Origin of the sequence: Methylobacterium indicum, assembly GCF_017347565.1 — a bacterium.
GTDB classification, from domain to species: Bacteria; Pseudomonadota; Alphaproteobacteria; order Rhizobiales; family Beijerinckiaceae; genus Methylobacterium; species Methylobacterium indicum.
This window is the reverse complement of record NZ_AP024145.1, coordinates 1,601,256-1,623,924: the sequence shown is the minus strand read 5'-3', so window position 1 is coordinate 1,623,924 and position 22,669 is coordinate 1,601,256. Positions and strand designations below refer to the sequence as shown.

Sequence of the window (22,669 nt, the reverse complement as noted above, 5' to 3'; positions counted from 1 at the left end):
GTCGCGACGTCCGCCCCGTCCTCCGTCGGATCCCGCTACGGCCGCGGCCAGCCGAGCAGCCGCCCCGGCGCGAAGGCCGCCACCGGCACCTGCGGCGTGCGGCCGGTGGCGAGGTCGGCGACGAGGCGGCCGGTGATCGGGCCGGTCGAGAGGCCGATATGGCCGTGGCCGAAGGCGAAGATCAGGCCCTTGTGGCGCGGGGCGGGTCCGATCACCGGCAGGCCGTCGGGGGTCGAGGGGCGCGAGCCGAGCCAGGGCCGGTTGTCGAGGGGCTGGCCGAGGCGCACCGTGCCGGCGGCCTCCTTCGCCGCCGCCTCGATCTGGCGGTAATCCGGCTCGGCGTGGCGGTCGGCGACCTCGACGCCGGAGAGCACCCGCACCCGGCCCTCGCCCATCGGCGACAGGATCGAGGCGGCGCCGGTGTCGTAGATCGGCCGGGTCAGGGCCGGGCTGCCGGGCAGGAGCGCGTAGTGGCGATGGTAGCCGCGCTCGGCCGCGAAGGCGAAGCGGTAGCCGAGGGGGCGCGACAGCTCGTTGGCCGCCGCCCCCGTCGCCAGCACGACCTGGCGCGCCCGCACCGTGCCGCCCGGATGGACGACGCGCCAGCCCTCGGCCTCGGGCTCGAGGCGGGACACGGTGGTGGGCAGGATCCGCCCGCCGAGGCCGGCGAACAGCTTTTCGCTCGCCTCGACCAGCCCGCCCGGATCGCCGACCGCGCCGGTCTCCGGCAGCAGCATCGCCCGGGCGAAGGGGCGAATCAGCGCCGGCTCCAGGGCCTGGATCGCGGGCCCGTCGAAGATCTCGAACGGCACGCCGTGATGGGCGAGGATCTCGCGCTCGAGGGCCGCCCCCGCGAAGGCTTCTTCCGTGCGGTAGAGCTTCACCCAGCCGCTCTCGCGCAGCAGATGGGGCACGCCGGCCCGGTCGGCGAGGCGGCGATGCTCGGGGAAGGCGGCGTCGGTGAGCGGGGCCAACGCCGCGGCGGCCCGGCGCCAGGCCGAGGTCCGGGCGCTCGCCAGGAAATGCGCCGCCCAGGGCATCACCCGCAGGAGGTGGAGGTGGCGCAGCCGCAGGCCCGCATCGGCATTGCGCAGATAGGCCGGCAGCTTGCCCCACAGGGCCGGGCTCGACATCGGGAAGATCGAGCCGCGGCTGACCACGCCGGCATTGCCGTAGGAGGTGCGGGCCCGGGCCTCGCCCGGATCGCACAGCACCACGTCGAGGCCGCTATCCTTGAGCGCGATGGCGGAGGACAGCCCCACCATGCCGCCGCCGACCACCACGATGTCGGCCGTCCGTTCGTCCTGCTGCATCACCTGAGTGTCTCGTATCGGTCAGTGGGAGAGGCCCGCGAGGTCGCGCACCGTGCCGAGGAGCACCCGGGTCGCCGCGTCGGCATCCTCCAGGGTGATCGACTCGGCGGGGTTGTGGCTGATCCCGCCGCGGCAGCGCACGAACAGCATCGCGGAGGGGCCGAGCGCCGCCATCGCCACCGCGTCGTGGGTGGCGCCCGACGGCAGCGGCAGCGGCGCGAAGCCGAGGCGCCGCGCCGCCCGGTCGAGGCCGGCCCGCAGGCCCGGATCGAGGCCGACCGCGGGATTGTCCATGAAGGTCTCGCTCGTGAAACCGACTCCGCGGCGCTGCGCGATCGCCCGGCACTCGGCCTGGATCGCCGCGAACAGGCCGTGGCGGTCGGGATCGACCGGCGAGCGCACGTCGAGGCTGAAATCGACCTGGCCCGCGATCACGTTGACGGCGCCCGGCACCACCGCGAGCGACCCCACCGTGGCGACGGTGCCGGGCATGCCCTCGCTGAGGCGCTCGACCGCGAGCGCCATCTCGGCGGCGGCGGCAAGCGCGTCCCGGCGCATCCCCATCGGCACCGTGCCGGCGTGGTTGGCCTCGCCCGTCACGGTGCAGCGCGCCCGGGTCAGGCCGGCGATGGCCGAGACCACGCCGACCGGCTGCACCGCCGCCTCGAGCGCCGGGCCCTGCTCGATATGGACCTCCAGGTAGCCGGCGACCTCGTCCGGGCGCCGGGCGAGCGCCGGGATCCCGTCCGGGTCGCCGCCGAAGGCCACCAGCGCCTCGCGCAAGGTGAGACCGGCGGCGTCGCGGCCCTCCAGCCACTCGGACCGGTACTGGCCGGCCCACGCCTTCGAGGTCGAGAGCGAGGTCGGGAAGCGGACGTTCTCCTCGTCGCCGAAGGCCACCACCTCGAGGGCGAAGGGCAGCGCCTCGCCGCGCAGCTCCTCCGCGACCACCAGGGCCGCCGCGACCCCGAGGGGGCCGTCGTAGCGGCCGGCATCGACCACGCTGTCGATATGCGAGCCGAGCACCAGGGCCGGCAGCCCCGGCGCGCGACCCTCCAGCCGCCCGACCACGGTGCCGGCGGCGTCGATCCGGGCCGAGAGGCCCGCCGCCCGCATCAGGTCCAGCACCGCCTCCGCCGTCGCCCGGTGGGCCGGCGAGAGGTAGAGCCGGGTCAGCCGGCCGGGCTCGTCGGTGTGGCCGGCAAGGTCGTCGATCAGCGCCATCACGCGGGCGCCGAGGCGGAGGCTGGTCTCGGTCATTGCGGTCGCGACCCTTCGGGCGGGAACCACGGGGGTATGCAGGGACGGTGCCGCGGAAGGCAACCGGCCGCATCCCGCCTTCCCGGATTTCGTCAGCCGGCCTGCGGCTCGTCCGACGTCGCGTCGTCCGGGGAGCGGTCCCGTCGCACCGCCTTTCGGCGGGCCTCGCGCCGCAGCGGCCCGGCCACCGGGCAGACCTCCTGCACCAGGGCGCCGAGCTTGTTGACGAGGCTGTCCTCGACCAAGCTGTACTCGATCCGGTTGCCGTGGCGCGCACCGACGATCAGCCCGGCCGCCGACAGGATCGAGAGATGGCCCGACAGCGACGGCTTCGAGATCTCGAACCGCGCCGCGATCTCCCCGGCGCTGAGCGGACCGGCCGACAGGTAGGCGAGGATCTTGCGCCGGACCGGCGACACCAGCGCCTCCGCCATCACCTGCAGGCCGTCCGACAATTTAGGCCCCCGACTAATTAGACCGTTGACAAAATAGCAGCCCTCCCCACCCTGTGCAATTTAGGCTACAGCCTAAACAGGAGGCGGCGATGGCGGGCTCGGAGGCGTCGGGTGTCGAGGCGGGAGACGGGCTCGCGCGGGACTACGCCGCCGCGCGGCACGAGGCGGAGCTCCTCGCCGGGGGCACGGGCGACCTCGCCCAGCGCACCCTGGCCTATCACCACCTCTTCCGCCACTCGGGCGGCGGCCACGCCTTTCCGCTCCTCGCCGCGCACGGTGCGCTCTGGGCCCGGGGCTACTTCGCCTGGGGCGGCCGGGCCGGGGCCGCGCTCTCCCTCGCGGCGCTGCACCGGCCGGACCTGCGCCGGGCCCGGCTCGCCGGCCTGGCGGGTTTCGCCGAGGCCTTCCGGGAGATCAACCGGCGGGTCTTCGTCGAGGTCTATGCGGGCTACCGCTTCACCCTGGCCCATGGCGAGCGGGCCGGCGCCGAGGCGCATCTCGATCCCGGGCTCCTCGACGCGCTCAACCGCTGCCACCGGGCCGGGCGGCGGATGCGGAGCCTGAACCCGGGCGAGCGGGCGTATCTGTTCGAGGCGTGCTTCCGCTGGGAGCAACGCGCCGTGGTGGCGCCGGCGGTCGCGGCGGCCGCGGCGGGCTTCGCCTGGGAACCGGTGCGGCGCCTGGCGCTGCGCCCCTCGATTCGCTTTGCCTATATGCCGCGCCGGGAGACGCTGCACTTCGCCGACTTCGCCGACACCGATGAGCGGATCGAGAAGGGGCTGCGCGCCTTCGCGATCGCCGAGGCGGTCGGCTGGGGCACGGTCGAGGCGCGGCTGTCGCGCTACGGCGCGCTGCCGGCGGGGTTCTTCGCCGCGGCCGGCACCGCCTTCCACGCCACCCGGGCGCGGCTCCTCGCGGGGGAGCCCGGCCCCCAGCGCCTGCCTCAGCCGGCGTGACGCACGGGACCGTCGAGGGGCGCCAGGGCATCCGGCGCCATCGTCGGGGGGTGCAGGCGCGCGAGGTCGCGGGCGAGGCCGGCGAGGTCCGGCACCGGGTCCCGATGCGGGACCGGCGTCCGACCATCACCGAACAGGGCGGCGTCGAGGGCGGCGAGACGCGGACCGGTGCCGGGATCGGCCCGCCAGAGGGCGGCGCGCGCCGGATCGCGGCGGGCAACCTCGCTGATGGCCGCATGGAAGGCCCGCGGGTCGCGCCGCCGGCCGGCCCGGGCCAGCGCCCGCAGGGCGGAGGCCCCCGGCGCCTCGCGGCGGCGCAAGGTTCGCCAGGCGCCGAGGCCGACGCCGAAGGCGGCGAGCCCCGCGGCCAGCACCCGCCAGGGCGAGGCCGGGGCGGGGGGCGGAGCCGCCTCGACCGCCGCGGCGCGGCCGCCGATGATGCGGGCCGGGATCTCGGCCTCGCGCATCACCCGCGCCTTCGTGTCGAACCACGGGATGGTGATCGCCGAGAGCGTGATCGGCTCGGGCACGCCGGGGCGCACGTCCCAGCGATAGGTCACGCGGGCGACGGGACCCGCCGGGGTGATGCGGGTCTGCCGCTCGACCGGGCCGGCGAAGGTGAGGACGCCGCGGGTGCGCAGAACCGGCCGCGGCGGCAGGGCGTCGGCGGTGAGGCCGCTCGCCTCCAGCGTCACGGTGCGGCGCGCCGGTTCGCCGAGCTTCAGGGTCTCGGGCTCGGGCTCCCAGGCGTCGGTCACCGTCAGGTCCCGGGCCGGCAGCCACCAGGGCTCCGCCGCCTCGGGCCCCCCCGGGCCCTGCCAGGCCGCGACCGCGATCGGCAGGGGAGGGGAGCGCACCTCGACCACCCGGCGCTCGCCGTTGTCGACGATCGTCAGGCGATGGATGAAGGGATCGACGGTGAAGCGGCCGGGTCCCTGCGGAAACACCGCGACGACGCGCTCGAAGCTGCGGGCTTCCTGGCCCTGGATCGTGGTGCGGGACCAGCGGTCGCGGCCGAGCTGGGTCCAGCCGAAATGCGGCAGGCTCGGCTGGCGCAGCTCCTCGAGCGCGATCTGGGCCCGGTAGACCCCGTGGATGCGCAGCAGCACCATCTCGCGCGGATAGGGCTCGGCCGAGCCCGGGGTCTCGGCCGTGACCGTGAGGGTGAGGTCGCCCTCCTCCAGCGCCCGGGCGGGAGCGGCGGCGAGCACCAGCACGACCGCGAGCAGGCTTCCGCGCGCCCTGCGCCACGACGTCACCATGGATTGCTCCCGGGCTGCACGGCGGTGCCGTCGGCGCGGCGGCGGGTCTGCTCGGCGAGGATGCGCAGGCGGACGAAGCGGCCGGGATCGTCCGGCAGGGTCGCGAGCCAGTGCCGGTCGGGGCGGATCTCCCGGGCCTCGAAGCTCTTCGAGACCCGACGCACCTCGCGCTCCACCACCTCGGACACGCTGGCATTGCCGCCGCCCTGGCGCCCGCCGCCCTCGGCGTCGCTGGCCGAGCCGCGGGCCTGGCCGCGGCCGGGATCGACCGCCCGCTGCTCGGCCTTGCCGGTGCGGGCGGCCTTGGAATTGCCGGGCGAATCCGCCGCCGTGGAGGCCTCGCGGTGGCCGGCGAGCCCCTCGCCGGTCGAGGCGGTGCCGGCATCGTTGGCGTCGGATTCGGTCTTGGTGGCGTAGCGGGTCGTCGCGTCGGCCTGGGCGTTGGCCTCGCCGGCGGTGCGCCCGCCGGGAGCGTCCGGCGTGTCGAGAAGGCGCGCCATCAGCTCGCGGTTGGCCTTGGCGTCCTCGTCGGACGGGTCGCGGACGAGCGCCGCGTCGTAGGCGGCCATCGCGCCCTTGAGGTCGCCGGCGAGCGCCAGCGCGTTGCCGCGGTTGTAGGGCGATCCCGCGAAGGCCTCGGCGGCTTCCGGATAGCGGCCGGCGGCGTAGAGGGCCGTGCCGCGCCAGGCCGGGTCGTCGCTGATCGCGGCCGCGAGGCCCGGCATCCCGGCACCCATCAGGAGGCGGGCCAGCGCGGCGGGCTCGACCGCGAGTCCGACGAGGGCGAGGCCACCGGCGGCGAGAAGCGCGATCCGCATCAGGCGCTCCGCCGAAACAGCATGAGGACCGGCAGCAGGGCGAGGCCGGCGAGCCAGCGGCCGAGATCGCGCCAGGCCAGCACCGCGTAGCCGCCCTCGGCGAGGTGGCGGGCGACCGTCTCGGAGATCGCCGCCAGCACGGGAGCCGGCGCGTCGAGGCTGCCGGCGCTGCCGCCGCCGGTCGTGGCGAGGCGGGCCATGCCGGCGCCGTCCGGCCGCGGCGCCTCGGGCGGCAGGGCGGGATCGGTCACCAGCACGGTGTGCACCCGGTGGCCGTCCGCCGCCAGCGCCGCGGCCTCGCGCATTGCCGCGTCGTCGAGGCCGCCGCCGTCGCTCACCAGCACTACGTCGCCGGTCACCACCGCGCCCTCGGCCAGCGTCCGGCGGGCGAGCGCCAGCGCCCGGGCCGGGTGGCTGCCGCGATCCGGCACCGTGGCGCCGTCGAGGGCGAACAGGATCGTGCCGAGGGAGTCGCGGTCGGTGGTCGGCGCCGCCGCGAGGTAGGCGTCGCCCGCATAGGCCACCAAGGCGACCGAGCGGGTGCCGGCGGCCTCGGCCAGCGCCTGGGCCAGCACCCGCATCTCGCCGAGGCGCCCGCCCTCCGCGACCGAGCGCGACAGGTCGAGGCACAGGATCGTCGCGTCGAGGTTGCGGAAGCCCGCCACGTCGCGCCGCTCCAGCGCCGGGCCGGCGAGGCCCAGCGCCAGGAGGGCGCCGGCCAGCACCAGGAGGACCTGCCCGCCCCGGCGCCCCGGCCGCACCGCCCCGCGGGCGGCGAGCGCCGCCATCAGGTGCGGCTCGACGGCCCGGACCCAGTCGCCGAGCGGCGCCGAGCGGTGGGCGGCGCGCCAGGCGAGCAGCCCGAGGACCGGCAGGGCGAGGAGCCACCACGGGCGCAGGAGCGTGACAGCTTCGGTCATGGACACGTCCTCACGCGGCCCTCCGGGTCAGCAGCAGGGCGAGCGCCGAGAGCAGGGCCACGGCGCCGGGCCAGGGCCAGAGGTCGCGGCGCAGCGGCACCGGCGGGGCCCGGTCGCGGCCGCCTTCGAGGGCGTCGATGCTGTCGGCCACCCCGGCGAGGTCGTCGGTGGTGCGCACCCGGAAGAAGCGGCCGCCGCTCGTCGCCGCGACGTCGCGCAGGGCGTCCGAATCGACCACGTCCTGCTCGCCGTTCGCGTCGGCGAGGTCGCGGGGGCCGAGCGCGATGGTATGGACCCGGATGCCGAGCTCGCGGGCGAGCACGGCGACGTCCCGCGGGGTGGTCTGGCCGGCATTGTTGGCGCCGTCGGAGAGCAGCACCACCACCTTGGAGGGACCCGGCAGGGCCTGGAGGCGCTTCAAGGCGAGGCCGAGCCCGTCGCCGATACCGGTCGAGCGGCCGACGAGCCCGATCTGCGCCTCGTCGAGCGCCCGGGCGACGGCCTTGGTGTCGAAGGTCGGGGCGGCAGCGACGTCGGCCTGGTCGGCGAAGATCACGAGGCCGACCCGGTCGCCGGTCCGGCGGCGGATGAAGTCGGCGCCGACGCGCTTGACCGCGGCGAGCCGCGAGGAGGTGCGCCCGTCGAGGGAGAAGTCGATCCGCTCCATGCTGCCCGAGAGATCGAGGGCGAGCACGATGTCCCGCCCCGAGGCCGGCAGAGCCGCGCCGGGCAGGACCAGCCGCGGACCGGCGAGCGCGGCGACGAGGGCGATCCAGAGGAGCCAGGTCAGCGCCGCGCGGCCCCGCACCCCGACGGTGAGCGGCCCGCCGCGATCGAGCCCGGCGACGAGGGAGGCGGGAACGGCGAGCGCCCCGCTGCCCCCGGGCCGCGGCGGCAGGAAGCGGGCGGCCAGAAGCGGCAGCGGCAGGAGCAGGGCGGCGAGCGGTGCCGCGAAGTCGAGGGAGGCGAGCCCGGCCATCGGCGTCAGGCCCGCAGGCCGGCGACGAGGCGGGCGAGCCCGGCCTCGGCGGCCGACAGGTCCGGCACCGGCCCCGGGGCGTAGAGGGCCTCGGTCAGCACCCGGCCGGGGCCGCGGCCGAAGAAGTCGGTGCGCAGGGCGGCGTCGAGCCCCGCCGGCCCCTCGACCCCGAGGCTGCGGGCGAGCCGCCGGCTGAGGCGGGCCAGGGCGAGGCGGCGCTCGGCGGGCGGCAGGGCGCGGGCGGCGGCGAGCTCGGCGAGCGCCGCGCGCCGCACCGGGCGGGCGCGCCAGCGCGGCCACAGCCAGGCGACGAGACCCGCGAGCGCGAGGCCCGCCACGACCGCCGCCAGCACCCCGGGCCGGACCAGACCCGGATCGGGCGGCAGGTGCAGGCCGCGCAGGGCGGAGAACGCGCCGGGGGGAACCTCACAGCACGGCATCGAGCCGCTCCATCAGGGGGGCGACCCCCTCGGGACCCATCTCGGAATCGACGCGCAGGGTCGCGACGCCGAGGCGGGTATAGGGCGCGACGCGCTCCTCCGGCGCCGGCCGTGCCTTGGCGAGTCCCTTGGCCGACTCCTTGGCCGGCCGGGCGGTGCCGCGCCGCCCGTCCGGGGTGGCGTAGGGATAGAGGCCGGGCGGGGCGGCGCGCTCGAACGGGTCGCTCACCAGGATCAGGCTCACCGAGATGCGCTCGGCCAGGACCGCCACCGCCTCGGCAAACCCCTCGCCCGGCGCGTCGAGGGCGCTCGCGAGCACGAGGTGCCCGCCCGCCGGCAGCAGCGCGCGGGCCCGCTCCAGCACGGGTCCGAGCGGCAGGTCGGGGTCCGGCGGGCCGAGGAGCGCGCGCTCGTGGGCCCGCGCCAGGGCCTGGCACAGGGCCGCCATGCCGCGCCCGCCGCCCGCGGGCGGCAGGGCGGCGGGCTCGGGAGCCGCGACGCAGAGACCGACCCGGCCGCCATCGCCGACGATGCGCCAGCCGAGCAGCGCCAGCGCCTCGGCGGCGGCGACCGAGCGCAGGGCCCGGCGGGTGCCGACCAGCATGGAGGGCCGGAAATCCGCCACCAGCACCACGGCGCGGTCGCGCTCCTCGTGATGGGTGCGGACGTGGAGCGATCCCGTGCGGGCGGTGACGTTGCGGTCGATGTGGCGCACGTCGTCGCCCTCGGCGAAGGGGCGCACGTCGTCGGGCTCCGTCCCGCGCCCGCGCCGCCGGGTGACGAGGCCGCCGGGCAGGCCCGCGCGGACCCGGGTCGCCGTGCCGGCGCCGCGGCGGGCGAGGTGGCGCAGGCCCATGAGGGCGGCGGCCTCGAGGGCGATGCCCGGGGCCTTGAGCGGATCGGAGCCGGGAAGCGGCCGTGCCACGGTCGGGACGATCCTCAGAGCGGGTGCACCCGGTCGAGCAGGCCGGCGACGAGCGCCCGGGTGGTCTGCCCCTCGGCGGCGGCGCGCCAGGTGAGGGCGAGGCGGTGGGCGAGCGCGTCGGGAGCGAGCGCCACGATGTCGTCCGGGGTGACGTGGTCGCGCCCGTGCAGGTAGGCCCGGGCCTTGCCGGCGAGCATCAACGCCAGGGTGCCGCGGGGCGAGACCGGATGCTCGATGGCGCCGCGCAGGTCCGCCGCCGCCGGCCCGCCCCGGGTGGCGGCGACGAGGCGGACGAGAAAGTCCTTGAGCGCCGGCGAGACGTGGGTCTTGAGCGCGGCGGTGCGGGCGGCGCGCAGCTCTTCCGCGGTGAGCCGCACTGGCATCGGCGCGACATCCTCGGTCATCTCGCCCTCGACGAGATCGAGGATGCGCCGCTCGGACGCCTCGTCCGGCATCTCGACCACGACGTGGAGCAGGAACCGGTCGAGCTGCGCCTCCGGCAGCGGGAAGGTGCCGGCATGCTCGATCGGGTTCTGGGTCGCCACCACCATGAAGGGATCGGGCAGGGCATGGGTGGTGCCCGCCACCGTGACCTGGCGCTCGGCCATCGCCTCGAGCAGCGCCGACTGCACCTTGGGCGGGGCGCGGTTGACCTCGTCGACGAGGACCAGGGAATGGAACAACGGGCCTTCCAGGAACTCGAACCGGCCGCCGTCGGGCCGCCAGACCGTGGTGCCGGTGAGGTCGGCGGGCATCAGGTCGGGGGTGCACTGGATGCGGGCGAAGCCCGTATGCAGCCCGTCGGCGAGGCGCTTGACCGCCCGGGTCTTGGCGAGGCCCGGCGCCCCCTCGATCAACAGGTGGCCGCCGGTGAGGAGCCCGATCAGCAGCCGCTCGACGAGGCCGGTCGAGCCGATCAGTCCGGCTTCGAGACCGGTCCGAAGGGCGTGGAGCCGCGCGCGCCCCGCATCGTCGGGCGCCGGTGTCGCCCCGACGAGGTCCCGCGCCACCGCCTGCTCAGCGCCTCGCGCCATCCGCTGCGTCCCCTCCGCCGCGCCGGTGCTTCGATGGCCCGGCCTTGGGTGGATCAGGCCGTGTCTTGGGGGCAGCGTCAATCCCGTGGGAGCGAGTGCCGACGTGTTCTTAAGTCCGCGGTGAGACCGGGGACGTCCTGACACAATCTCCCACGCAGGCGGGACCCTTAAGCTCCCGCCTGCGTGGGGCTCGAAGTCCCGCGCCTTGCCCGGTCGAATGCCCTCACACCGTCCAGGGCGCCGGCCGGTTCGCGCCGAGCCCGTAGCGGGCGACCGCTTCCGCCACCGTCGCCCGGTCGAGCTTGCCGTCGTCGGCGAGCGCCGCGAGCGCCGCCACCGCGACGTGGTGGCGGTCGACCTCGAAGAAGGCCCGCAGCGCGCTGCGGGTGTCGCTGCGGCCGAAGCCGTCGGTGCCGAGCGTGACGTAGCGGGCCTGGATCGCGGTCGCGATCAGCTGCGGATAGGCGCGGACGTAGTCGGTGGCGGCGACCACCGGGGCGGGACCGGACAGCGATTCCTCGACGAGGCTGCGCTTCGGCGGCAGACCCGGATTGAGGCGATTCGACCTTTCGACCTCGCGGGCTTCGCGGGCGAGCTCGCTGAAGCTCGTGACGCTGTGGACCTCGCTGGCGATGCCCCATTCCTCGGCGAGGAGCTTTGCCGCCGCGATGACCTCCGGCAGGATAGCCCCCGAGCCGAGAAGACGAATAGCCGGCTCATCATTTCCATAGCCGGCAAAACGGTACATCCCCCGGATGATCCCGTCCCGCCCGCCGTCGGGCATCGAGGGCTGGGCGTAGTTCTCGTTCATTGCCGTGACGTAGTAGAAGGCGTCGACGTCGCGCTCCATCATGTCGCGGGCGCCGTGATCGAGGATCACCGCCATCTCGTAGGCGAAGGCCGGGTCGTAGGCGCGGCAATTCGGGATCGTCGCGGCGACGAGGTGGCTCGACCCGTCCTGGTGCTGCAGCCCCTCGCCGCCGAGCGTGGTGCGGCCCGCCGTGGCGCCGATCAGGAAGCCGCGGGCGCGCTGGTCGGCCGCCGCCCAGATCAGGTCGCCGACGCGCTGGAAGCCGAACATTGAGTAGTAGATGTAGAACGGCAGCATCGCGAGGCCGTGGACGCTGTAGGAGGTCGCGGCCGCGGCCCAGGACGAGATCGCGCCCGCTTCCGTGATGCCCTCCTCCAGGAGCTGCCCGTCGCGGGATTCCTTGTAGTAGAGCATCGAGCCGGCATCCTCCGGCTCGTAGAGCTGGCCGAGCGGCGAGTAGATGCCGACCTGCCGGAAGAGGTTCGCCATGCCGAAGGTGCGCGCCTCGTCGGCGACGATCGGCACGACGCGCGGGCCCAGCTCCTTGTGCTTGATCAGGCTGCTGAACAGCCGCACCGCCGCGGTGGTGGTCGACATCTCCTTGCCGTCGGCCTCGAGCGCGAAGCCGGCATAGGTCGAGAGATCCGGCACCGGGACGTGGGCCGCCGTGCGACGGCGCTTCGGCAGGAAGCCACCGAGTTGTTCGCGGCGCTCGCGCAAGTAGCGCAACTCGCGGCTGTTCTCGTCGGGCTTGTAGAATTCCAGGCCCTCGACCTGCGCATCGGTGAGCGGCAGGGCGAAGCGATCACGGAAGGCCTTGAGAGCGTCGGTGTCGAGCTTCTTCGCCTGGTGGGCGGTCATGCGCGATTCGCCGGCCCCGCCCATACCGTAGCCCTTCTTGGTCTTGGCCAGGATCACGGTCGGGCGGCCCTTGGTGGCCTTCGCCGCGGCGAAGGCCGCGTAGAGCTTGCGGAAATCGTGGCCGCCGCGCTTGAGCTTGTCGACGTCGCCGTCCGACATGTGGGAGACCAGCGCCTTCACCTCCTCGTCCTCACCGAAGAAGTGGGCGAGGTTGTAGGCGCCGTCCTTGGCGCCCAGCGTCTGGTACTTGCCGTCCACCGTGGCGGCGAAGCGGCGCAAGAGAGCGTGGTTGGTGTCGCGGGCGAAGATCGCGTCCCATTCCGAGCCCCACAGCACCTTGACGACGTTCCAACCGGCGCCGCGGAAGACGCTTTCCAGCTCCTGGATGATCTGGCCGTTGCCGCGCACCGGCCCGTCGAGGCGCTGCAGGTTGCAGTTGATCACGAAGGTGACGTTGTCGAGCTTTTCGCGGGCCGCCAGCGTCAGCGCGCCGATCGATTCCGGCTCGTCCATCTCGCCGTCGCCGAACACGCCCCAGACGTGCTGGCCGGCGGTATCGGCCAGCCCCCGGTCGCTGAGGTAGCGCATGAAGCGCGCCTGGTAGATCGCGTTCATCGGCCCGATGCCCATCGAGCCGGTCGGCACCTGCCAGAACTCGGGCATCAGCCAGGGATGCGGGTAGGAGCACAAGCCCTCGCCGGCGATCTCCTGGCGGTAATGCTTCAGGTTGGTCTCGGAGAGCCGCCCCTCCAGGAAGGCGCGGGCATAGACGCCGGGCGCCGAATGCGGCTGGAAGAACACGAGGTCGGCGCCGGCCCCGGTGGCGTCGCCGGCCTGGAAGAAGTGGTTGAAGCCGAGCTCGAAGATCTCGGCCGCCGAGGCGTAGGAGGCGACGTGGCCGCCGAGCTCGCCGTAGGCCATGTTGGCCCGCACCACCATGGCGAGCGCGTTCCAGCGCATGATCGAGGTGATCCGCTCCTCGACCGCGAGGTCGCCCGGATAGGGCGGCTGCTTCTCGAGCGGAATGGTGTTGCGGTAGGGCGAGTAGGGCGGCGCCTCCTCGACGATGCCGATCTCCCGCGCCTTCTGCTCCAGCCGGTCGAGGAGGAAGCGCGCCCGGGCCGCGCCGCCGTGGCGCAGGACCGATTCGAGGGAGGCGAGCCAGTCCGCGGTCTCGGCCGGATCCGGATCGGCCACGCCGCGAGGACCCAGGATCGCCTGACCGTTCGGGCGGTCGTTCTCGTTGACCGGCAGGGCCGGGCTCGGCTTGGCGCTCGCGCTCATGGCGTCGTTTCTCCCATCGATGGCGCCAGGATAATTCCCCGGCCGCGGCAGAACCTGCTTCGTTTGCCGCCCTTGGAGCCGATCGCGCAAAACATTTTCGCTTGATCCGATCGGATCGGTCGTTCTTGCCACACATCGCGGGAGAAGCGGAACGGTTACCGGCCGGACCGGCCGCCACGCCCGACGGTCGTGGGTAGCGTCAATGGCACTTTTGTCCTAGCCTCCCTCTCGAAGTCGGGCCGTACGGGACCGGTGGTCCCGCCTGCGCCCGGACACGCTCGGGAGCCTCCGCGATGACCGCCAGCCTCCATGAGACGCCGTTGCATGCCCTGCACGGGGAGGCCGGCGCCCGGATGGTGCCGTTCGCCGGCTACAGCATGCCGCTGCACTACCCGCTCGGGCTCCTGAAGGAACATCTGCACACCCGCCAGGCTGCCGGCCTGTTCGACGTCTCGCATATGGGCCAGATCGCCGTACGGGCCCGCTCCGGCGACCCGGGCGACGCCGCTCGCGCCCTCGAGACGGTGCTGCCGATCGATGTCCTCGGCCTCGGCGTCGGGCGCCAGCGCTACGGTTTTCTGACGCTGCAGGGCGGCGGCATCCTCGACGACCTGATGCTCGCCAACGTGAGCGGCCACTACCTTCTGGTCGTCAACGCCGCCAACAAGGCCGCCGACCTCGCCCACCTGCTCGACGCGATCGGCACCGCCTGCACGGTCGAACCGGTCGAGCGGGCCCTGATCGCGCTCCAGGGCCCGGGGGCGGAAGCGGCCCTCGCCCGGCATCTGCCGGTGGTGGCCGAGATGCGCTTCATGGATGCGCGCACCATCGCGTTCGCGGGCGAGGAGGGCGTGGCCGTCCGCTCCGGCTATACCGGCGAGGACGGGTTCGAGGTCGCGCTGCCGCCCGCCTCCGGCCTGGCGCTCGCCCGCGCGCTGCTGGCCGAGCCGGAGGTGAAGCCGATCGGCCTCGGCGCCCGCGATTCGCTGCGCCTCGAAGCGGGCCTGTGCCTGCACGGCTCGGATATCGGCCCCGAGACCTCGCCGGTCGAGGCCGGTCTCGCCTGGGCGATCCCGAAGGTGCGGCGCCGCGGCGGCGACCGGGCCGGCGGTTTTCCCGGGGCCGAGCGCATCCTGGCCGAGCTGGCGGAGGGACCGGCGCGGCTGCGGGTCGGCCTCAAACCCGAAGGGCGCACCCCGGTGCGGGCGGGCGCCGCCCTCTACGGCTCCGCCGACGCGAGCGAACCGGTCGGCCGGGTGACCTCCGGCGGCTTCGGGCCGAGCCTGGACGGACCGGTCGCCATGGGGGTGCTGCCACGCGCGCTGGCCGTGCCTGGCACACAGGTCTTCGCCGAGGTGCGCGGCCAGCGCCTGCCCTGCGCGGTGGTGCCGCTGCCGTTCCGCCCCGCCGGCTTCAAACGGTCCTGAACGAGGGGAAACACATGCTGAAATACACCGACGAGCACGAATGGCTGCGCCTGGAGGGCGACGTGGCGACGGTGGGGATCACCGATCACGCCGCCGAGCAGCTCGGCGACCTCGTCTTCATCGAACTGCCGAAGGTCGGCGCCACGCTGACCAAGGGCGCCGCCGCCGCGGTGGTGGAATCGGTGAAGGCCGCCTCCGACGTCTACGCGCCGGTCGACGGCGAGGTGACCGAGGTCAACGAGGACGCGGTGGCGAACCCCGAGAGCGTCGGCACCGATCCCCAGGGGGCCGGCTGGCTCTACCGCGTGCGCCTCGGCGACCCGTCGCAGCTCGACGGGCTGATGGACGAGGCGGCCTACCGGGCCTTCGTCGGCTGAACGGCGACGTCCTTCGTCTGATCCGTTCCGACACCAGTATAGCGCGTGATCCCCTCTCCCGTTTGGGAGAGGGGTAGGGGTGAGGGTGGCTCGGCTTCAGGATAAAGAGCCAAGCGTCGAGCTGCGCATCTTGGCGCTCAGAGTTCAAATTTGAACCCGAGCCACCCTCACGCGGGATCTTCGATCCCCCGACCCCTCTCCCACACGGGAGAGGGGAGACGTGCTCCATCTTTCAAGCCGCCCCACGCGGCTGTCGACCAGGGCAACCCTCCCATGCCGATGGACAAGTACGATCCCTACGACTTCGCCAACCGCCGCCATATCGGCCCGTCGGTGGAGGAGATCGCCCGGATGCTGGAGGTGGTCGGTGCCGAGAGCCTCGACGCCCTGATCGACGAGACCCTGCCGGCCGGCATCCGCCAGAAGGAAGCGACCGAGTTCGGCGCCGCCCTGTCGGAGCGCCGGGCGATCGAGCGGCTGCGGGCCACCGCCAACAAGAACACGCTGCTGACCTCGCTGATTGGCCAGGGCTATCACGGCACCACGATGCCGCCGGCGATCCAGCGCAACATCTTCGAGAATCCGGCCTGGTACACGGCCTACTCGCCCTACCAGCCCGAGATCAGCCAGGGCCGGCTCGAGGCGCTCCTCAACTTCCAGACCTGCGTCGGCGACCTGACCGGGCTCGACATCGCCAATGCCTCGCTCCTCGACGAGGCGACCGCCGCCGCCGAGGCGATGGGCATGGCGCGCCGGATCGCCACCGCCAAACCCGATACCTTCTTCGTCGACGCCCAGTGCCTGCCGCAGACCATCGCGGTGCTGAAGACCCGGGCCGAGCCGTTCGGCTGGCGGATCGTCGTCGGCGATCCCTTCACCGACCTCGATCCCGCGGCCGTGTTCGGCGCGATCTTTCAATATCCAGGCGTCGAGGGCGCGGCCCACGACTTCACCGACGTGATCGCCAGGCTCCATGACGCGGGCGCCATCGCCGTGGTGGCGGCGGATCCGCTGGCGCTCACCCTCCTCAAGCCCCCGGGCGAGATGGGCGCCGACATCGCAATCGGCTCGATGCAGCGCTTCGGCGTGCCGATGGGCTATGGCGGGCCGCACGCCGCCTACATGGCGACGCGGGACGCCCACAAGCGGGCGCTCCCAGGCCGCATCGTCGGCGTCTCGGTCGATTCCCGCGGCAACCGCGCCTACCGGCTCTCGCTCCAGACCCGCGAGCAGCACATCCGGCGCGAGAAGGCGACCTCGAACATCTGCACCAGCCAGGTGCTGCTGGCGGTGATCGCCTCGATGTACGCCGTGTTCCACGGGCCGCGGGGGCTCAAGGCCATCGCGATGCGCATCCACCGCGACGCGACGCGGCTCGCCGCCGGCCTGAACCGGCTCGGCTTCGAGACCCACCCGGACGCGTTCTTCGACACCATCACCGTGACGGTCGGCCCGTTCCAGGGCGTGATCCTGAAGAACGCCGTCGCCAACGGGATCAACCTGCGCAAAGTCGGCACCGACCGGATCGGCATCACGGTCGACGAGCGCACCCGGCCCGACATCATCGAGGCGGTGTGGCGCGCCTTCGGGGGCGATGCGCTGACGTATGACGAATCCTGGCCCGCGCCGCGCCTGCCGGAGGATCTGGCGCGCACCTCCGAGTACCTGACCCACCCGATCTTCCACATGAACCGGGCCGAGAGCGAGATGACGCGCTACATGCGCCGTCTCGCCGACCGCGACCTCGCCCTCGACCGGGCGATGATCCCGCTCGGCTCCTGCACGATGAAGCTCAACGCCACCGCCGAGATGCTGCCGGTCTCGTGGCCGGAATTTTCGGAATTGCACCCCTTCGTGCCGAAGGACCAGGCCGAGGGCTATGCCGAGATGATCGCCGATCTCTCGCAAAAACTCGCCGACATCACCGGCTACGCGGCGATCTCGATGCAGCCGAATTCCGGTGCGCAGGGCGAGTATGCCGGCCTGCTCGCGATCCGCGCCTATCACCTGTCGCGCGGGGAGGGGCACCGGACGATCTGCCTGATCCCGTCCTCGGCCCACGGCACCAACCCGGCCTCGGCGCAGATGTGCGGCATGACCGTCGTGGTGGTCGGGGCCGACCGAGACGGCAACGTCGACCTGGCCGATTTCCGCGCCAAGGCCGAGAAGCACGGCGACAATCTCGCGGCGTGCATGATCACCTACCCGTCCACCCACGGGGTGTTCGAGGAGGCGGTGCGGGAGATCTGCGACATCACCCACGCCCATGGCGGTCAGGTCTACCTCGACGGCGCCAACCTGAATGCCCTCGTCGGCCTCGCCCGGCCCGGCGACATCGGGGCCGATGTCAGCCACATCAACCTGCACAAGACCTTCTGCATCCCGCATGGCGGCGGCGGGCCCGGCATGGGGCCGATCGGCGTCAAGGCGCACCTGATCCCGTTCCTGCCCGGCCATGTCGAGACCGACGGGCGCGAGTTCTCGGTCTCGGCCGCGCCCTACGGCTCCGCGGCGATCCTGCCGATCTCCTGGAGCTACTGCCTGCTGATGGGCGGGCGGGGGCTGACGCAGGCCACCCGCATCGCGATCCTCAACGCCAACTACATCGCCAAGCGCTTGGCCGGCGCCTACGAGGTCCTGTATACCGGTACGCATGGGCGCGTGGCGCATGAATGTATCATCGATGTCCGTCCGCTGATGAAGAGCGCGGGCGTCAGCGTCGAGGACATCGCCAAGCGCCTGATCGATTGCGGCTTCCACCCGCCGACGATGAGCTGGCCGGTGGCCGGCACCCTGATGATCGAGCCGACCGAATCCGAGACCAAGGGCGAGATCGACCGCTTCTGCGACGCCATGCTGGCGATCCGCGACGAGATCCGGGCGATCGAGGAGGGCCGGATGGACCGGGCCGACAACCCGCTCAAGAACGCACCCCACACGGTGGAGGACCTAATCGGCGCCTGGGAGCGGCCCTATTCCCGCGAGGCGGCGTGCTTCCCGGCCGGCGCCTTCCGGGTCGACAAGTACTGGCCGCCGGTCAACCGGGTCGACAATGCGTATGGCGATCGAAATCTGGTCTGTGCCTGTCCGCCGGTGGAGAGTTACATGAAGGCGGCGGAGTAGGACCCCCGGGGCGCCCGATTGACGATCGGGCGCCCGCTCAATTTTCAACTTGAATATATGTAATATTTGCGCAATTTTACAGGGCCCTAGCTGATCTTTGTTGGGTTCCCAGATGCTTGAAAATTGGGATGCGACACGGCGAAAATGGATTTTGTACACGTCTCAGGAAAGTCATAGTGCCTATTGTGAGAAATACCCATTTGAGAAAATTCCAAAAAATATATTTCTAGATACAAATGTGATTAATATCATTGTAAAATATCCATATCAAATATTTGAACATGAAGATATTCCAATAGACATCCCTGTCTCACGAGCGAAAGAAATTGAAGCATTGATGCATATTTTCTATGTGGGACAGCGTGCATGCTGGAATATATCCGCATCTGAAAAATGCCTTGAAGAAATAAATCAAACATCAGATTCTGATCTAAAACATGATCTATCTGAGTACGCGCATGGGCTTATCGATTTTCGTTCTGCCGACAGGGGCCATAGTCGTAATCTCGGACGGCGGTTATCAGACTCATCGATCTGCTCGGCTCTTCCCGATCCGAGCGATCGCGAATTGCTAGGTAATGCTATTGGGCTAGGATGCGATGTATTCTGCACGTGTGATCACAAGACAATTATCAGTAAGAGAGATTTTTTGCCAAAGTTACCATTGCAAATTTTAAGTCCGATCGAGTGGTGGTATCATATAAAACCATGGGCAGGTCTTTGGTGTTAATAATATAATATTATGAAATAGCCAACATGCTTTTCATCTAATATGTCGCAAAATCCATCTCTATATATCCAGAAATAGATAAAACGCGGGACCCCCTCTCCCGTGTGGGAGAGGGGTAGGGGTGAGGGTGGAGACGGTGCAGCAAGAGGGCTGAGCGGTTCCGCTGCCCAGCTCAGCGCTCAGAGTTCAATCCTGAAGCCGAGCCACCCTCACCCCCGGCCCCTCTCCCACACGGGAGAGGGGGGACGCGATTTATCTTTATTCGGATGGATCAAGCGGACATGGTACCGTAAGTAGCGATTTATAATTTCCGATATCGCAAATCTTCACGGGAGATAGAAATGATCCGCTTCATCAACGACCCGGGTGTCGACGCCCTCGCCCAGGAGCCGGGCTCCCTCACTCGCGCCAGCGAGACTGAAGCCGTGCAACAAGCCCCACGCGGCGCGCTCGCATGCGTAACGGACGATCTCGTCGCTCAATCGACCACATTTGCGCGCGAGCTGCGGGAGATGGCCGGCCCGAACCCGCAACCCGTCGATCAGACCTTCCTCGATGGCCTCTACGAAGATCCGTGACTAGCGCTCGACGACAGGTGCCTCACCCCGCCGTCCCATCCCCCACATAATCCCGCCAGATCGCCTTCTCGCCCATGCCCGCCGTGAAGGCCGCATGCGCCGCCAGCTCGGCCTCGGTGAGCCGGCTGCGGGTCGGGCGGGGGCCGTGCGCGACGGGGGCGGCGCGCAAGCTCGGACCGGCCGGGCCGGCATTCCCCTCGACCGTCAGCCCGAGAGTCGTCTGCTTGCCGCCGAGCAGCTCGATATAGACCTCGGCGAGGATCTGCGAATCGAGGAGCGCGCCGTGCTTGGTGCGGCGGGAATTGTCGATGCCGTAGCGCGAGCAGAGCGCGTCGAGGTTGTTGGCCGCGCCCGGATGCTTGCGGCGGGCGAGTGCCAGGGTGTCGACGACGCTCGCGAGCTCGATCGGCGGCGGCGCCTTGTCGCCCAGCCGCGCGTACTCGGCGTTGAGGAAGCCGACATCGAAGGCGGCGTTGTGGATCACCAGCGTCGCGTCGCCGCAGAATTCCAGGAAGTCGGGCAGGATCTGCGCGAAGAGCGGCTTGTCGGCCAGAAAGGCATCGGAGAGGCCGTGGACCCGGAACGCGCCCTCCGAGACCGCCCGCTGCGGGTTGATGTAGCGGTGGAACTCGCGGCCCGACGGGATGTGGTTGAGGAGCTCGATGCAGCCGATCTCGATCAGCCGGTCGGTCTTGGCCTCGGTGCCGGTGGTCTCGGTGTCGAGGACGATCTCGCGCAGCATCGTGCGGTTCCCCTTTGAGCTGATGTCGAGCGGTGTAGCGAGGAAGCGTTAACCGGCCCGCCTCGCCGCGACGGCGGCGATCACCGCGTCCACCTGTGCCTCGGCGTGAGGGAACCCGCGATCGGTCTCGATCAGGTAGTCGGCGCGGCGGCGCTTCTCGGCGTCGGGCAATTGCTTGGCGAGGATCTGCGCGAAGGCCGCCTCGGTCATGCCCGGCCGGGCCAGGACCCGGGTGCGCTGCACCTCGGCCGGGGCGGTGACCACCGCGACGGCGTCGCACCCCGCCTCGCCGCCGGTCTCGAACAGCAGCGGCACGTCGAGCACGACGAGGGGCGCCGCCGCGTGCGTGGCGAGAAACACGTCCCGGGCCGCGCCCACCAGGGGGTGGACCAGGGATTCGAGGTGGCGCAGGCGCTGGGCATCGCCCAGCACGGCGTCGCGCAACGCCGCGCGATCGACCGCCCCGTCGGCGCCGAGCGTCCCGGGAAAGGCCTCGCCGATGGCAGAGGCCGCGGCACCGCCCGGGCCGTAGAGGGCATGCACGCAGGCATCGGCGTCGTGGACCGGCACGCCGCGCGCCCGGAACATCGCCGCGGTGGCGCTCTTGCCCATGCCGATCGAGCCGGTGAGGCCGAGGATGAAGGGCCGGCTCACCCGTGGCTCCCGAGATCGGCGACGATGCGGGCGCGTAAATCCGGCGTCACCGCGGGCGTGCGGCCGAACCATCGCGAAAACCCCGGCACCGCCTGGTGCAGCAGCATGCCGAGCCCGTCGACGGCCGGCAGCCCGCGGGCCCGGGCGGCGGCAAGCAGCGGTGTCTCCAGCGGCACGTAGACGATGTCGGCCACCGCGGCGCGCGCCGGCAGCGGCGCGAGGTCGAGGGAGAGCGGATCCTGGCCGGCCATGCCGAGGGCCGTGGTGTTGATCAGGAGCCCGGTCTCCGGCAGGTGCGCCGGCACCGCGTCCCAGGGAGCGGCGGTGATCCGGGCGGGATCGAGGGCGGTCAGGCTCTCGGCCCGCTCGGCGCTGCGGTTGGCGACGACCAGACGGTCGAGGCCGCGTTCGAGGAGGCCGACCAGGATCGCCCGGGCCGCCCCGCCGGCACCGAGCACCAGGGCGGCACGCCCGTCCGCAACCCCCGTCGCCTCCGGCCAGCCGGCCCCGAGGCTGGCATCGAGATGGGCGAGGAAGCCCGGCGCGTCGGTGTTGTCGCCGTGGAGGCGCCCGTCCTCGAACCACAGGGTGTTGACGGCGCCGATCCGCTCCGCCCGCGGGGTCAGCAACTCGGCGAGCCGGAACGCCGCCTCCTTGTGCGGGATCGTGACGTTGCCGCCCACGAAGCCCGCCTCGCGCAAGGACCGGATGAAGTCCTGGAAGGCGTCGGGATGCACGTCGACGCGCTCGTAGGTGCCGGGCAGGCCGTGCTCGGCGAGCCAGTGGCCGTGGATTAGCGGCGAGCGCGAATGGCCGATCGGGTGGCCCACCACGAAGGCTCGGGGGTGCGGGGTCGTCATCGGGAAGCCAAGTCTCGGACGGTTCGAATGGTTTTCGCAGTTGGTCCCACCCAGAACCTCATCCTGAGGCGTCAGTCCATCTCCGATGGACTGACCTCGAAGGAGGGCTCCAGAAGTCGCCGCGATCGCTGGAGCCCTCCTTCGAGGCTGCTGCAAGCAGCAGCACCTTAGGATGAGGTCGCGGGTGGGATGAAGGAAACAGGCGTCACGCGACGGCCCTGCCTCCGGGTTCTCAAAACGCCAGCAATCCCCGCGCCCGCAACCGCGCGAGCAGCGGCGGCAGCGGCAGGCCCAGGATGGTCGAATGGTCGCCCTCGATACGGTCGAACAGGTGGATGCCGACGCCCTCGAGCTGGTAGGCGCCGACACTGCCGGTCACGGCGGGCCCGGCGGCGTCGAGATAGGCGGCGATCCCCGTCGCATCGAGGGGCCGCATCGTCAGCCGCGCCGTCGCGACGAAGACCTCGGCCACCGCGCCGTCGACCGCCAAGGCCACGGCGGAATGGAGCGCGTGGCTGCGCCCCTGCAGCCGGGCGAGATGGGCGGCGGCCCCCGCCCGGTCGGCGGGCTTGTGGAAGACCGTGCCGTCGAGGTCGAGCACCTGGTCGGCGCCGATCACCACCCGGTCGGGTGCCCGGTCCGCGACCGCGGCGGCCTTGGCGGCCGCCAGCCGCTCGGCGAGATCGGCGGGTGAGAGACCGGCGGCCTCCGCTTCGACGGCGCGCTCGTCGACGCCCGGCGCGCGGGTCTCGACGGCAAGAGCGGCCGATTCGAGCAGCGCGCGCCGGGTCGGGCTCGTCGAGGCGAGGAGGAGCGGCGCGGACCCGCGCCAGAGCGAGGAAGGGTGCGGCATCGGACGA

The 22,669-nt window shown here is 72.0% G+C and carries 21 protein-coding genes; 6 read left to right on the top strand and 15 right to left on the bottom strand.

Annotation, left to right across the window (positions count from 1 at the left end; translation table 11 throughout):
- Positions 1–35: 35 nt before the first annotated feature.
- The 3 genes from miv_RS07535 to miv_RS07525 all read right to left on the bottom strand — a co-directional run bounded on the left by miv_RS07535 (position 36) and on the right by miv_RS07525 (position 3,028).
- Positions 36–1,313, bottom strand: coding sequence for an NAD(P)/FAD-dependent oxidoreductase (locus tag miv_RS07535; RefSeq protein ID WP_048461432.1), 1,278 nt, complete (start codon positions 1,311–1,313; stop codon positions 36–38).
- 21 nt (positions 1,314–1,334) lie between these two features.
- On the bottom strand, positions 1,335–2,573 hold the full coding sequence (locus tag miv_RS07530) for an allantoate amidohydrolase (RefSeq protein WP_207182087.1): 1,239 nt from the start codon (positions 2,571–2,573) through the stop codon (positions 1,335–1,337).
- Positions 2,574–2,665: 92 nt separating this feature from the next.
- Positions 2,666–3,028: a metalloregulator ArsR/SmtB family transcription factor gene (locus miv_RS07525; protein ID WP_244276550.1), complete on the bottom strand. Its 363-nt coding sequence runs from the start codon at positions 3,026–3,028 to the stop codon at positions 2,666–2,668.
- Between the two features lie 89 nt (positions 3,029–3,117).
- On the opposite strand from miv_RS07525, the gene miv_RS07520 reads away from it, so the two are divergent.
- Complete coding sequence (locus miv_RS07520) at positions 3,118–3,984, top strand: hypothetical protein (RefSeq protein WP_048425496.1); 867 nt, start codon at positions 3,118–3,120, stop codon at positions 3,982–3,984.
- On the opposite strand, the gene miv_RS07515 is transcribed toward miv_RS07520, so the two are convergent.
- The 8 genes from miv_RS07515 to mdeB form a co-directional block, all read right to left on the bottom strand.
- Complete coding sequence (locus miv_RS07515) at positions 3,972–5,246, bottom strand: BatD family protein (protein ID WP_048425497.1); 1,275 nt, start codon at positions 5,244–5,246, stop codon at positions 3,972–3,974. The genes miv_RS07520 and miv_RS07515 overlap by 13 nt on opposite strands.
- Positions 5,240–6,121, bottom strand: coding sequence for a hypothetical protein (locus miv_RS07510; RefSeq protein WP_048425517.1), 882 nt, complete (start codon positions 6,119–6,121; stop codon positions 5,240–5,242). The genes miv_RS07515 and miv_RS07510 overlap by 7 nt, the downstream gene beginning before the upstream one ends.
- The gene (locus tag miv_RS07505) at positions 6,064–6,984 is read right to left on the bottom strand and encodes a VWA domain-containing protein (protein ID WP_207182085.1); all 921 of its coding nucleotides are present in this window, start codon (positions 6,982–6,984) and stop codon (positions 6,064–6,066) included. The genes miv_RS07510 and miv_RS07505 overlap by 58 nt, the downstream gene beginning before the upstream one ends.
- A gap of 10 nt (positions 6,985–6,994) precedes the next feature.
- A complete protein-coding gene (locus miv_RS07500; protein WP_207182084.1) occupies positions 6,995–7,963 on the bottom strand; it encodes a VWA domain-containing protein in 969 nt (322 codons plus the stop codon).
- Positions 7,964–7,968: 5 nt separating this feature from the next.
- Positions 7,969–8,403 (bottom strand): DUF4381 family protein, encoded by a 435-nt coding sequence (locus miv_RS07495; protein ID WP_058616910.1) that lies wholly within the window; start codon positions 8,401–8,403, stop codon positions 7,969–7,971.
- Complete coding sequence (locus tag miv_RS07490; protein WP_207183428.1) at positions 8,390–9,259, bottom strand: DUF58 domain-containing protein; 870 nt, start codon at positions 9,257–9,259, stop codon at positions 8,390–8,392. Before miv_RS07490 ends, miv_RS07495 begins: the two co-directional genes overlap by 14 nt.
- A gap of 83 nt (positions 9,260–9,342) precedes the next feature.
- On the bottom strand, positions 9,343–10,362 hold the full coding sequence (locus tag miv_RS07485; RefSeq protein WP_048425502.1) for an AAA family ATPase: 1,020 nt from the start codon (positions 10,360–10,362) through the stop codon (positions 9,343–9,345).
- A gap of 223 nt (positions 10,363–10,585) precedes the next feature.
- Complete coding sequence (gene mdeB, locus miv_RS07480) at positions 10,586–13,318, bottom strand: alpha-ketoglutarate dehydrogenase (protein ID WP_207182083.1); 2,733 nt, start codon at positions 13,316–13,318, stop codon at positions 10,586–10,588.
- A gap of 293 nt (positions 13,319–13,611) precedes the next feature.
- Here mdeB and gcvT point away from each other — a divergent pair, with 293 nt between their 5' ends.
- The 5 genes from gcvT to miv_RS07455 all read left to right on the top strand — a co-directional run bounded on the left by gcvT (position 13,612) and on the right by miv_RS07455 (position 19,553).
- Entirely contained in the window at positions 13,612–14,745 is a 1,134-nt protein-coding gene (gcvT, locus tag miv_RS07475) for a glycine cleavage system aminomethyltransferase GcvT (RefSeq protein WP_207182082.1), read from the top strand.
- Between the two features lie 14 nt (positions 14,746–14,759).
- Complete coding sequence (gcvH, locus tag miv_RS07470; RefSeq protein WP_207182081.1) at positions 14,760–15,122, top strand: glycine cleavage system protein GcvH; 363 nt, start codon at positions 14,760–14,762, stop codon at positions 15,120–15,122.
- A gap of 273 nt (positions 15,123–15,395) precedes the next feature.
- Positions 15,396–18,245 carry an aminomethyl-transferring glycine dehydrogenase gene (gcvP, locus tag miv_RS07465; RefSeq protein ID WP_207182078.1) on the top strand — a complete coding sequence of 950 codons (2,850 nt, stop codon included), beginning with the start codon at positions 15,396–15,398 and terminating at the stop codon, positions 18,243–18,245.
- Between the two features lie 100 nt (positions 18,246–18,345).
- Positions 18,346–18,975, top strand: coding sequence for a hypothetical protein (locus miv_RS07460; protein WP_207182076.1), 630 nt, complete (start codon positions 18,346–18,348; stop codon positions 18,973–18,975).
- Positions 18,976–19,316: 341 nt separating this feature from the next.
- Positions 19,317–19,553, top strand: coding sequence for a type II toxin-antitoxin system VapB family antitoxin (locus miv_RS07455; protein WP_207182074.1), 237 nt, complete (start codon positions 19,317–19,319; stop codon positions 19,551–19,553).
- A gap of 22 nt (positions 19,554–19,575) precedes the next feature.
- On the opposite strand, the gene dnaQ is transcribed toward miv_RS07455, so the two are convergent.
- The 4 genes from dnaQ to miv_RS07435 form a co-directional block, all read right to left on the bottom strand.
- A complete protein-coding gene (gene dnaQ / locus miv_RS07450; RefSeq protein ID WP_207182073.1) occupies positions 19,576–20,295 on the bottom strand; it encodes a DNA polymerase III subunit epsilon in 720 nt (239 codons plus the stop codon).
- A gap of 48 nt (positions 20,296–20,343) precedes the next feature.
- The gene (coaE, locus tag miv_RS07445; RefSeq protein ID WP_244748911.1) at positions 20,344–20,949 is read right to left on the bottom strand and encodes a dephospho-CoA kinase; all 606 of its coding nucleotides are present in this window, start codon (positions 20,947–20,949) and stop codon (positions 20,344–20,346) included.
- A complete protein-coding gene (locus miv_RS07440; RefSeq protein WP_207182069.1) occupies positions 20,946–21,809 on the bottom strand; it encodes a shikimate dehydrogenase in 864 nt (287 codons plus the stop codon). The genes coaE and miv_RS07440 overlap by 4 nt, the downstream gene beginning before the upstream one ends.
- Positions 21,810–22,041: 232 nt before the next feature.
- Positions 22,042–22,662 (bottom strand): Maf family nucleotide pyrophosphatase, encoded by a 621-nt coding sequence (locus tag miv_RS07435; RefSeq protein WP_207182067.1) that lies wholly within the window; start codon positions 22,660–22,662, stop codon positions 22,042–22,044.
- Positions 22,663–22,669 lie beyond the last annotated feature (7 nt).

Excerpts from the sequence above, each read along its gene's own strand:
- miv_RS07535 (WP_048461432.1), bottom strand. The coding sequence starts at position 1,313 with ATGCAGCAGGACGAACGGACGGCCGACATCGTGGTGGTCGGCGGCGGC.
- miv_RS07530 (WP_207182087.1), bottom strand. The coding sequence starts at position 2,573 with ATGACCGAGACCAGCCTCCGCCTCGGCGCCCGCGTGATGGCGCTGATC.
- miv_RS07520 (WP_048425496.1), top strand. The coding sequence starts at position 3,118 with ATGGCGGGCTCGGAGGCGTCGGGTGTCGAGGCGGGAGACGGGCTCGCG.
- miv_RS07515 (WP_048425497.1), bottom strand. The coding sequence starts at position 5,246 with ATGGTGACGTCGTGGCGCAGGGCGCGCGGAAGCCTGCTCGCGGTCGTG.
- miv_RS07505 (WP_207182085.1), bottom strand. The coding sequence starts at position 6,984 with ATGACCGAAGCTGTCACGCTCCTGCGCCCGTGGTGGCTCCTCGCCCTG.
- miv_RS07500 (WP_207182084.1), bottom strand. The coding sequence starts at position 7,963 with ATGGCCGGGCTCGCCTCCCTCGACTTCGCGGCACCGCTCGCCGCCCTG.
- miv_RS07495 (WP_058616910.1), bottom strand. The coding sequence starts at position 8,403 with ATGCCGTGCTGTGAGGTTCCCCCCGGCGCGTTCTCCGCCCTGCGCGGC.
- miv_RS07490 (WP_207183428.1), bottom strand. The coding sequence starts at position 9,259 with ATGGGCCTGCGCCACCTCGCCCGCCGCGGCGCCGGCACGGCGACCCGG.
- miv_RS07485 (WP_048425502.1), bottom strand. The coding sequence starts at position 10,362 with ATGGCGCGAGGCGCTGAGCAGGCGGTGGCGCGGGACCTCGTCGGGGCG.
- mdeB (WP_207182083.1), bottom strand. The coding sequence starts at position 13,318 with ATGAGCGCGAGCGCCAAGCCGAGCCCGGCCCTGCCGGTCAACGAGAAC.
- gcvT (WP_207182082.1), top strand. The coding sequence starts at position 13,612 with ATGACCGCCAGCCTCCATGAGACGCCGTTGCATGCCCTGCACGGGGAG.
- gcvH (WP_207182081.1), top strand. The coding sequence starts at position 14,760 with ATGCTGAAATACACCGACGAGCACGAATGGCTGCGCCTGGAGGGCGAC.
- gcvP (WP_207182078.1), top strand. The coding sequence starts at position 15,396 with ATGCCGATGGACAAGTACGATCCCTACGACTTCGCCAACCGCCGCCAT.
- miv_RS07455 (WP_207182074.1), top strand. The coding sequence starts at position 19,317 with ATGATCCGCTTCATCAACGACCCGGGTGTCGACGCCCTCGCCCAGGAG.
- dnaQ (WP_207182073.1), bottom strand. The coding sequence starts at position 20,295 with ATGCTGCGCGAGATCGTCCTCGACACCGAGACCACCGGCACCGAGGCC.
- miv_RS07440 (WP_207182069.1), bottom strand. The coding sequence starts at position 21,809 with ATGACGACCCCGCACCCCCGAGCCTTCGTGGTGGGCCACCCGATCGGC.
- miv_RS07435 (WP_207182067.1), bottom strand. The coding sequence starts at position 22,662 with ATGCCGCACCCTTCCTCGCTCTGGCGCGGGTCCGCGCCGCTCCTCCTC.